Here is an 11,434-nt window from a genome sequence, read left to right on the forward strand (position 1 = left end):
AATCTCATGCTGTTCTTTCCCATTATCATCAACCGTAATTAAACAGGCCGAAATTTTGTCTTTATGGACATCCAAACCACAACAAATTGGGTGAACGATTTGGATTAATGTGTTATTTTTTGATCTCTTGGTCATGGCTATCTCCTTATATTTTCTTGGTCGAAAAAAAAATTTGATAGCTATGACTATTTTTCAAAATTTGCAAGTGTTTCATGCTTCGTTGTGTCCGCTAGGACATGGGGGTTATATGAAAGTACCAATAAGTTGCTAAGTTACTTTCATGTTTTGTTGTGGGTTGAGCCTGGATGTTGATAGACCAGGTCGGCCCATGGCCGTTATTTTGTTATGGCATCTTTTTGATAAAGATGCTTACGCTTGTTTGCACCTTTAAGGTATATCTCGGCTGGAATTAATAACAGGAATATTTATGGACGATAATGACGACCTGACCAATCTCAAAACGCTCATTGAGTTGTGCAGCGCGATTGCCTCTGGAAAGTATGGTAAAGCAGATGTAGACACCCTGTTTGAATTTACCAAGGAAGAAAGACACCCTCTGATTGCCGAGTTAAGTGAGAGTATCGGTTTCATGCTTGTAAAAATAGAGGGTAGGGAATTGGCTTTGGAGATGAGAATTCAAGAGTTGCAGCAGGCCAATGAGAAAATAGATGAATATTCCAAAACGCTGAAATTGAGAGTTGAAGAACGAACAGAGGAACTCCGGAGAAAAAATAAAGCGTTGACCCTTGAGATTGAAAAGAAGGAGGAAATTCAGAAAGCCTTGGAGATGGCCAACGAAAAACTGATCCTGATTTCCAATCAGGATGGACTCACAGGGCTTGCCAATCGCAGAAGGTTTGATGACTACTTGAACAGGGAATGGTCTGCCCATAAACGAATAAAAAAAGAGTTTGCCCTGATTCTTTGTGATGTGGATCATTTTAAGTATTATAATGATACCTATGGCCACCGGGCAGGGGATGATTGTTTGAAGCGCATCGCCCGGGCGCTTGGGGGCTGCATGCGAAGGCCCAGAGATATGGCGGCCCGGTACGGCGGAGAAGAGTTTGCAGCGATTCTGCCGGAAACCGGACTTGACGGCGCACTGCAAATGGCGGAAAACATCCGTTCACGGGTGGAGGCGCTGAATATTCTCCATGAATCCTCAAAAATTTGTGACCATGTCACCATCAGCCTTGGGGTCAGTGTTGTCACCCCAACTTTAGATTTAACTGAAAAGGATCTTATTGAAATGGCGGATCTCAGTCTCTATGAGGCAAAGGAGACGGGTGGCAGAAATTGCGTCAAATTCAAACTGAATCTTGATTGAATCTAAATAGTGCGCCCGAAGCCTTGCATATCCGGCCAAAGGGCTTGCAACATTTAAGGTTGAATCCGTTCCTGTTTTTATTTTGTCATTGTCATAATCCGTTCAATGGTCCCATCCTCTTTCATCTCCTGGATTACCCGATTGATTTCCGGCAACATCTCCACAAACGGTGAATTTTTTGAGATTCCGATTCTGAAAACATCCTTGGATACAATCTGGGGTGCATGGGTGATCCGGTTTCTGTATTCCGGGTACTTTTGAAAAAAGCTCATTACAACGGATTCGCTTTCAAGAAATCCATCAAATCGTTTCCTTAAAAGTTTTTTAAAGTTGCAATCAGCTGAGTTGACTTTTTCCGTTTTTATTATGCCGTTCTCAATGGCTTGGTCCATCTTGTCCCGGTAGGTATAGCCTGAAACAATACCAATGGTGTAAGGTTTGAGATCATCAATGGTTTCCCACCCTGGCAGCTTGTCCTTACGGTTTTTCAGGTGCCATAGAAAAACCCGGTCTTCAAGAATTACATTCGTAAAAATCATGAACGCCTCTCTTTCCGGCTTGCTTTGAATGGGAAAGGTAATATCGTAAGTGCCGTTCTTCATACAGGCCAGCACCCGCTTCCATGGCAGAAGATCCGCCTTTAATTTGCAATGTATGCGTTTACTCACCTCGGTGCCGATATCAAACGCATACCCACTTTCCAAAGCACCCCCTTTCTGTCCTAAAGAATAGGGTGGCCAGGGATCCGTGGCGAGCTTAATCACGGGGGCACTTCCGGCGCAGGTTGGTACGAGGAAGAAAATAATGCCTATAAATAAAGCAATGCGTCCGGGTCTGCAAAATAAATTAAACATAATCATCCTTTGTCCTTCGTATCCTGCAGGGCTTTAGTGAAGCCGTAGTTGTTTAATTGATATATCATTATATCTGATTTGGCGTAGGATTACAAAATGCTGTCCATTCTGATGAACGGGGTATCAAATTGATTATACCCTGCTGTTCTATTTGACAACCTTTTTACTTATGTATAGATAATGCCATGATCAGGTAAGCAGGCTAAACCGGAAAACGATTGTATACAATTAAAGAAAAATTTAGAAGGAGACAAAATGGAGTGGTTGAAACAAATTAATATTGAAAAATATATAGAGACGGTGACCTACTGGTTAACCTCCTACTCTGTGAAAATCATTGCCGCACTGCTGATTCTGGTGATCGGGAAATGGCTGGCCCGACGAATTACCAATTTGATTTCGAGATTGATGGAAAAAAACAAGGTGGATATCACGTTAGTGCGGTTCCTTGACAGCATTATTTACTATACCTTTATGGTGATGATTGTCATTGCCGCCGCAGGCCAGCTGGGTATCAATACCACCTCCTTTTTAACCATTGTGGGTGCTGCAGGCCTGGCCATAGGCCTTGCATTGAAGGACTCTTTGGCCAATTTTGCTTCAGGCGTGATGCTGGTGCTGTTCAGGCCTTACAGGGTCAATGACTTTGTGGATATTGGCGGGGTGACCGGAAATGTCGTGAGTATCTCCTTGTTCACCACGGAGTTGAATACCCCGGATAATCAAAAAGTAATCGTGCCCAATGCCGGTATTACATCCAATGTGATTACCAATGTGACGGCCAACCCCACCCGCCGGGTAGATCTTGTCATCGGCATTGGTTATGATGATGATATAAAAAAAGCCAAAGAGGTCATTCAGGGGGTTCTGGCAGAAGAAAAGCGAATCCTTCCCGCTCCTGCGCCACTTATTGCCGTATCTGAACTCGCCGATTCCAGCGTTAATTTTGTGGTTCGGCCCTGGGTCAAAACAGGGGATTACTGGGCGGTATATTTTGCCCTCCATGAAAACATCAAACTTGCCCTTGATGCCAATGGTATCAGCATCCCCTTTCCCCAGCAGGATGTTCATATGTACCAGGAAACCAAAGAATAGCATCAATGGGTTCAATCCACAAAAAAGCATGAAATACTTCCATCGCTTCAGGCAGAAAATTTAAGAAAGGCAGGTGGAACAATGAGAAAAATTTAGACGTGTGCAATCGGATGGGCATTGAGTTTGTAGAGGCCGCTGAAGCCTATTCGTCTGAAGTCATGCAGGCGGTTCAAACCAATGCCCCTCCGGGTGGACGGCATCTACCTGGGTAATAACAACCCCATCTTCATGTCATTGTTTTCTGAACGCCTGCTATTCTGCTACTTATTTCACTTGTGGTTTCCCGGCCTTTTGGGCCTACTGCTTTGGGAATTTTTTTATGCCTTAATACAATGTAGATCTCCTCTTTTTTTTAAATTTTCTCGGGATCACTTCGGTAACATCGCCTTGATTTCGCAGACGTTTTGCAATACAATTTTCAGGATTAGCCGGCTATAAATCAATACCTATTAAGTTTAAAGATTCAATATGCCAAAACGTCTGTCCATACGGTTCAAGCTGTTTGTTATCTATGCGCTGGTGGCCACTATTGTATTTTCATGCGGTTTCACCATGTTCTATATTCATGTAAAAAATCATCTTGAACATCAGATAAAAACTGCATTGACATTTTCCAACCAGGCAATCACAAGTCTGATTGAAACGGCCGGAACAGTTTCCATCAAAATTCGTCTGCGCACCATTGCTGAAAAAAATTTGGAAATCATTGGGCATATCTACCAGGATTTCCAGGATCATCTGATATCCGAAAAAGAGGCAAAACAACAGGCAGCAACTCTGCTGCTGAGTCAAAAAATCGGCCAGGCCGGGTATATATACGTGATTGACAGCGCAGGAGAAGTAAAAATTCACCCGAATCAAGATGTCAAGGGGCGGAATTATGCCGAGTTCGGGTTTATCCGGAAACAGATGATGCAGAAAAACGGATACCTGGAATACTGGTGGAAAAATCCGGAGGAGACTGAAAAACGTGCCAAGGCATTGCACATGATCTATTTTGAGCCCTGGGATTGGATTATCTCAGCATCCTCTTATAAGTCGGACTTTTCCCAGCTTGTCTCTGTGGAAGATTTTAAGGATAGCGTGCTGGCAATGGATATATTGGGAACCGGCTACGCTTTTGTTATTGACAGCCGGGGCAATATTATTATTCATCCTAAACTGACCGGAAACATAATGGATTATGCAACAACCGGGAATAAAAAAATGATCCGGGAAATCATTGCACAAAAAAAAGGGATGGTGCGCTACTTCTGGAAAAATCCTGAAGATCCGGTTGCCAAAGAAAAATTGATGGTGTTTGATTATATACCGGATTTTGACTGGATCATTGCCTCGTCAACATATACGGAAAAAGCCTTTGCCCCGCTTTCGAAAATGCGCCGGATATTTTTTGTTATCCTGGCTGGGTCCATCGCCGTCATTGCACTTGTCTCTCTGGTGGTAAGCACGACCATTACCCGGCCGCTGACCAGCCTGATCGACCGTTTAAATGTCAATATGAACCAGGACTGGCAGTTACAACCCCTGGAGAGCCGGCGCAAAGACGAAATCGGCGATCTTGAATCCAGTTTCAATGAATTTGTGAACCGGCTGGAAACCTATAAAAGAAACTTAATCACAGAAAATACACTCCGTAAAGAGACTGAGATCCGGCTTCAACTATTTGAAAAAGTATTTGAAAATGCCAATGAAGGGATCACCATAACCGATTGTGACGGAGAGATCCAGGCCGTGAATCAGGCATTTACCGATATCACCGGCTACAGCGCCCAGGAAGCTATTGGACAAAATCCCAGGATTTTAAAATCGGATCGGCACAATCATGACTTTTATAAATCCATGTGGCAGTCCTTGATTTTAAAAGGCCATTGGTCCGGGGAAATTTGGAATCGGAAAAAATCCGGGCAAGCATACCCGGAATTTTTGAGCATCAGTGCTATTCGGAATAAAAACGGAGATGCGAAAAATTACGTGGCCGTGTTTCATGATATTTCCGAAATGAAAACCAAAGAAAAGCAGATCGAATATATGGCCTACCATGATCCGCTCACAGGTCTTCCCAACCGAACGCTGCTCAAAGATCGGCTTGAACATGCCATAATCAGGGCCCGGCGCACTGCAAAGATGCTTCAGTTGATCTTCATTGATCTTGATAATTTTAAAAACGTCAATGACACGGCAGGGCATGCCCAGGGCGACGAATTGTTAAAGGAGGCAGCCGAAAGGTTAGATAACATCACCCGGGCCAGTGACACCGTCGCCCGGATAGGCGGGGATGAATTTGTCATCATGGTCACAGACGTGGACAATATGATGGAGATCATCCGCATGGTCCAACGAATTCAGGGCTCGTTTTCAGCCCCCTTTCATATTGACGGTAAATCCTTTCATGTCACCTGCAGTATCGGTATCGCCGTTTTCCCTGGCGACGGGGATGATGCGGAGACCCTTGTGCGCCATGCCGATCTTGCCATGTATCACTCCAAGGAAAAAGGCCGGAATAAATATCATCTGTTTGAGCAGAAAATGGCCAAAAAGATCCAGCAGCGAATTGAGATGGAAATGAACATGCACACAGCCATTGAAAATGATGAATTTCAGGTCTATTTCCAACCCCAGGTCAATATCAGGACATTGAAGCCGGTGGGGCTTGAAGCCCTGGTTCGCTGGATAAAACCGGATGGGGCCGTTGTGACCCCCGGCCGGTTTATCCCCCTGGCCGAAGAATCGGGCCTGATCATTCCCATCGGCAAACAGATTTTTAAAAAGGCGGTTGAACAGACTTGCCGCATCAGAGAAAAAAGTCAATTGGACCTGATGCTGTCCGTTAATGTTTCTGCACGTCAAATGGATGAAACCTCATTTGAAAAAATGGCTGCTGACATCATAAAAGAGAGTTCATACCCGGCAAACCGTCTGAAAATAGAGATCACCGAATCTTTGTTAATGCGGGATATAAACACCACCATGATCCGGCTTAAAAATTTGTCTCAAATGGGTATTTCAACGGCCATTGATGACTTTGGTACGGGCTATTCTTCCCTGGCCTATCTTAAACAAATGCCCATCACCACGTTGAAAATCGACAAATCTTTTATCGACGATATTGTTGATGATGAAAATGCCCTTGCCCTGGTTGAAACCATTGTTCTGATGGCCAATAAATTGAACATAGGTATTGTGGCCGAAGGCGTGGAAGACGACAATCAGCTGAAAATTTTAAGTCGGCTGGGAGATATGGATATCCAAGGGTATGTTTTTGCCCGGCCCATGCCCCTGCACGAACTTGAGTCCTGGCTGCCGGCGCATGGGTTGTCATATGTTTGATCAACATGTAACCCGAGAATCGTAACCATACATGGTTTTCAGCACCGGTATATACAATCAAAAGGAGACAATATGAATCCATCTGTCAATTCCCCTATTAAGCGCCTTCCGGCCTGCTTGCTGGTTTTTGTCTTATGCTTTTCCTGCGGACAGTCTGCCGATAAGAACGCGTCGGTGGATGACCGAAGACTCATTGAGATCGCAAACCGGATCAATGATGATTTCTCGAAGATTCGGGAAGAGGTTTCGAAGCTGGCGGAATTTACGGCCTCCTTGTATATGCCGGAGACTATGGCACAAAATGCGTCTAAGATTGACCCCGCCGGATACAAACTCCATGACAATGGCGTTTTTTACAAACCGGCGGATGATGGAAAGAGTGCTGTTTTTGTGTCGGGGGCCGTGCCCGTCAACGAGGAGATCAAAAAAATCGTCTATGGCACGGAACCACTGGAAATTCGGTTGATGGAGATCGTGGAGAAATATCCCGAAGTCGTTCAGTCCTACTACAACGACAAGAATTCATACAACCGTATATATCCCTACTTTGACGTGATCACTCAATATGAGCCCAAAATGGATATTCCCAAGTATAATTTCTATTATCTTGCCGACGGGAATCATAATCCGGAAAAGAAGGCTGTCTGGGTCAAGGAACCTTATGTGGATCCTGCGGGAAGGGGGTGGATGGTTTCCGCCATTGCACCCGTCTATGTGGATGGGGAACTCGAAGGCGTTCCCGGGTTGGATGTCACCATCAATACCATCACCGACCGGTATTTTGACAAGGAGAATGCGGATTTGGTTCTGCTGGACGCTTCGGGCACCGTCGTGTCCATCCAGGACCATCTGACGACGCTGTTGTCCCTGCCGCCCCTGGAAAATCACAAATACTTGGAAACCATCCGTTCGGATACTTACAGAACAGATGACTACAATTTTTTGAAAAGCAGATCCCGGGAGGTCCGGGGGATGGCACAACGCATTTTTCAAGAAAACCAGGCTGAAGTGACGTTTCAAAAAGACGGCAAAACACTTCGTGTTACATCGGTGAACATACCCGAACTGGATTGGAAGTTACTGCAGATCGTTTACTGAATTAACCTTGGAAACAGCTTTGAAAAAAGAATACTTGATCATTCCCCTTGTGTTTGTGCTTATTTCGGCTATTGTCGCCGGTTACAATGTGCATGTTATTGTTGATGTGCAAAAAAGACATATCTTCGAACTGCTGTCACACCAGGTAAATATCGGCAGCTGGAATCTTCAGGAATTTGCCGACGAATTTGAAAAGGATTTTCAATATGCCCTTACTACCATTCCATTCCATGAACTGCTGAGCCGTGAGACGCTGGATTATGATCTTACCAATCAGGTGCGGCGTTTCTATTCGAAATACCAGAACATTCTATCCTCCATTCAGGTGTTCAACAGATCGACTTGCCGTGAACTGTACAACAGCGAAGGCAATTATTTTTTTATTTCCGAAATCCGAAAAAACGATTCGTCCCGGGTGGTCGTCGATGGAAACGTTTGCCGCCTTGAAAAGGATACGCTTCATTATCTGAGCGATATCCGAAAGGATGGAAAAAAGGTCGGCGCCATCGAAATTCGGATGGATTTTCCCCGGATTATTTATAATGAATTGAGAAAAAGCCATATCAGCCGGGAGTTCTGGCCGTGGTGCGTTGACGCGGACGGAAGAGTTATCATTTTTCTGGCGGATCAGCGGGTTGTCCCAGAATCGGAACGGCAGGTGGATGGGATAAAAAGTATTGTTGACGATATTGCCGACAACTATCTTGGCGAACAGATACATACGATTTCCTTAAACGGGGAGAAAAAACAGGTGTTCTCCGCCTACTACCCCATCCGCATTTTCGGGGAACAGGTGGGGGTTGTTTTTTCTGTCAGTGAAGATGAATGGCTTGCTGGTGTGAAGACGAAAATGGCGGCCGTTATCGGGAGCTTTCTGCTGATTATCATTTTGGTGATTGCCGTATTTCTGTTCATTATATGGCAACGGGTTGCCGCCGAGTTGGAATTGAAAAAAAGCGAAGCAACGATAACTAAAATACTTCAGAACATACAGGCGGGCGTACTCATCATAGACAGAGAACAGCATACCATCGAATTCGCCAATGAGCTTGCCGCCAACATGGCTGGAAGGGCGGTAGAGGATCTGATTGGAGAATCCTGTCACTACCTGGTCTGTCCCAATGAAAAGGGAGCGTGTCCCGTCACGGACAAGGGGGAGGAAATTGACAAATCCGAGAGAGTTCTTCTGACGGCCGGCGGTGAGCAGCGTGATATCCTGAAAACCGTTATTCCGCTGGAATATGAGGGCCGGGAAAGTCTTTTGGAGACATTTGTTGATATTACGGATTTGAAAAAGCAGACGGCGCTGGCCCAAGCGCTTGCCGAAAAGGCTGCTGCGGCCAGTCGTGCGAAAAGCGAGTTTCTGGCCAATATGAGCCATGAATTCAGGACCCCCATGAACCACATTATCGGCATGTCGCACCTGGTTTTGGATACTGAATTAACTTCAAAGCAACGAAGCTTTTTGAAAAAGATCAGCGATGCCGCCGGGGCGTTGATGAGTATCCTTAATTCAGTATTGGATTATTCCAAAATCGATATCGGCAAAATGGAGGTAAAAAGGGCGGCGTTTCAATTCAGCAAGATTATGTCCGATGTGAAAGACCATATTCTATCTCAATCTTTGGGGCAAAAAAAACTGAACGTTCTGTTTGACATTGATTCCAAGATTCCGGAATTCCTTTTCGGGGATGGACCCAAGCTGAAACAGGTGCTGCTCAATCTTGCTGAAAATGCCGTAAAGTTCACGGACAGCGGAAAGGTCGTCATCAAGGCCTTACTGGAAAAAGAGCTCCCCCAAAGCGTGAGGCTCCGTTTTTCGGTAAGGGATACTGGTATCGGCATAACCGCTGACCAGTTAAATACTGTGTTTGACGCATTTACCCAGTCGGACACCTCTAATACCCGAAAATACGGGGGAACGGGTTTGGGGTTGGCCGTCAGCAAAAGGCTTGTCGAACTGATGCAGGGTCAATTGGCAGTGCAAAGCACCCCCGGGACAGGGAGCGAGTTCTCCTTTTCCTTGTCATTTGACGTGGAACCTGCCGCCGTGAAAAATAAAGCACCGGATGTTGACAGGGGATTAGACCTGCAGGATGCACTGGCCAGGTTGGGCGGAGATCAGACGCTTCTCGAAAAGGTGCTGCTGAAATTCTACGAAAATCATCAGAACGATATGGAGACAATCAATGCGGCGTTGACCGAAGGAGACAGGGAGACTGCCGGTCATATCGTGCACAAACTGAAAGGATCTGCCGGAATGATAGGGGCTTTGGAACTTAGTACATCCATCGTTGCCCTGGAGGCGGCCCTGAAAGATGGTGATGAACAACTCGAAAATCATCTGAAGAGGGTGTCATCCGGGATGTCAGATGTTTTGTCCGCTATCGGCGGCCGATTCGAAGATTCCCCTTTTGATAAGACAGAGGAAATAAATTCTCCCATTGATGTCGACACCGTGTTACCCCTGTTGAAATCCTTCGAGGCATACCTGAAGGAGAGTGATCTTGAGGCGATGGGGAAATTGGATGAAATTAAAATCGCTTTGAAGGGCACTTCGGTTATGGGGGCATTGGAAAAGGTGGAAAAACAGTTGAATCAATACGATTTTGAAGCTGCGCTTTCGGCTCATCATGAGGTTTTGTCTGTGATGGAAAGGTACTCGCATGGAAGATCAGATCAGTAAGCGGACAATTTTGATTGTTGAAGACAACCCTGAAAATATAGATGTGCTGGTGGGTATTTTACAGAAAAGCTACCGGCTTAAGATCGCCACCAGCGGTGAAAAGGCGCTGCGTATTGTGGCGCAGGGAGAGTCTCCAGACCTTATTCTTTTAGATATCCAGATGCCCGGCATAGATGGCTATGAAGTATGTCGCCGCCTGAAGGAAGATCCGGCCACACGGCAAATCCCCGTCATTTTTGTTACCGCACTTTCCAGCGTCAATGAGGAGGAAAAAGGGTTTGCCCTTGGTTGTGTGGATTACATCATCAAGCCGGTCAGTCCGCCCGTTGTCCGGCAGCGGATAAAAACCCACATGACCCTTTACGATCAGAATCGAATATTGGAAGAGAAAGTGGCCCAAAGGACACAGCAACTGAAAAATGCCTTTTTACGAATCAAGGAGAGCTCTCTTGAGACAATTCACATTCTTTCAAAGGCTGCTGAATACAGAGATGAAGACACGGGGTCCCATATCTATCGCATGAGTAACTACTCCGCAGCCATTGCAGTTAAAATGGGGCTGTCCGAAAAAATTGTGGAATCCATCCTCTATGCCGCCCCCATGCATGATGTGGGAAAAATCGGTATTCCGGACAGCATCCTTCTGAAACCCGGAGAGCTGACGGCTGATGAGTTTAATATCATGAAGCAACACACTTTGATCGGGGCCAAAATTCTGGAAAATTCGAAAACGGAATTTATCAGGCTAGGCGAGACCATCGCCCTGACCCATCATGAATGGTGGAATGGAAATGGATACCCAAGGGGGCTCAAAGAAAAGGAAATACCACTGGAGGGAAGAATCATCGCTGTGGCGGATGTTTTTGACGCACTGACCACGAAACGTCCTTATAAAGACCCTTTTCCCCTGGAGGTTTCTTTCCGGATCATTGAAGAAAACCGGGGACGTCAGTTCGATCCGGACATCGTGGATGCATTTTTTTCCATTAAAAGCGAAATACTTAAAATTCGTAAAAAGTACAGGGATGATGAGTGACGCCA

Annotated in this window: 7 protein-coding genes and 1 pseudogene; 6 read left to right on the plus strand and 2 right to left on the minus strand. The window is 45.5% G+C overall.

The genetic code is table 11. The features are described from left to right. Nucleotides 1-135 (minus strand): annotated as a pseudogene (locus B147_RS33585) (IS110 family RNA-guided transposase); the annotation flags it as partial. Between the two features lie 292 nt (nucleotides 136-427). On the opposite strand from B147_RS33585, the gene B147_RS29120 reads away from it, so the two are divergent. Then, on the plus strand, nucleotides 428-1,330 hold the full coding sequence (locus B147_RS29120) for a diguanylate cyclase (protein WP_020589204.1): 903 nt from the start codon (nucleotides 428-430) through the stop codon (nucleotides 1,328-1,330). Nucleotides 1,331-1,407: 77 nt separating this feature from the next. Here the strand turns inward: B147_RS29120 and B147_RS0121160 are convergent, their stop codons facing one another. Further along, nucleotides 1,408-2,094 (minus strand): substrate-binding periplasmic protein, encoded by a 687-nt coding sequence (locus B147_RS0121160; RefSeq protein WP_245569076.1) that lies wholly within the window; start codon nucleotides 2,092-2,094, stop codon nucleotides 1,408-1,410. A 345-nt stretch (nucleotides 2,095-2,439) separates the two neighbouring features. Between B147_RS0121160 and B147_RS0121165 the strand changes: the two genes are divergently transcribed. The 5 genes from B147_RS0121165 to B147_RS0121185 all read left to right on the plus strand — a co-directional run bounded on the left by B147_RS0121165 (nucleotide 2,440) and on the right by B147_RS0121185 (nucleotide 11,429). Further along, complete coding sequence (locus B147_RS0121165) at nucleotides 2,440-3,279, plus strand: mechanosensitive ion channel family protein (protein WP_020589206.1); 840 nt, start codon at nucleotides 2,440-2,442, stop codon at nucleotides 3,277-3,279. 468 nt (nucleotides 3,280-3,747) lie between these two features. Beyond that, a complete protein-coding gene (locus B147_RS0121170) occupies nucleotides 3,748-6,609 on the plus strand; it encodes an EAL domain-containing protein (protein ID WP_020589207.1) in 2,862 nt (953 codons plus the stop codon). Nucleotides 6,610-6,681: 72 nt separating this feature from the next. After that, nucleotides 6,682-7,707, plus strand: a complete 1,026-nt coding sequence (locus B147_RS29125; protein ID WP_020589208.1) for a hypothetical protein — start codon at nucleotides 6,682-6,684, stop codon at nucleotides 7,705-7,707. A gap of 19 nt (nucleotides 7,708-7,726) precedes the next feature. Further along, nucleotides 7,727-10,393, plus strand: coding sequence for an ATP-binding protein (locus B147_RS30610; protein WP_020589209.1), 2,667 nt, complete (start codon nucleotides 7,727-7,729; stop codon nucleotides 10,391-10,393). Continuing rightward, entirely contained in the window at nucleotides 10,374-11,429 is a 1,056-nt protein-coding gene (locus tag B147_RS0121185) for a response regulator (RefSeq protein ID WP_020589210.1), read from the plus strand. Before B147_RS30610 ends, B147_RS0121185 begins: the two co-directional genes overlap by 20 nt. Nucleotides 11,430-11,434 lie beyond the last annotated feature (5 nt).

Source organism: Desulfobacter curvatus DSM 3379 (genome assembly GCF_000373985.1).
In the GTDB taxonomy this organism is placed as follows: domain Bacteria; phylum Desulfobacterota; class Desulfobacteria; order Desulfobacterales; family Desulfobacteraceae; genus Desulfobacter; species Desulfobacter curvatus.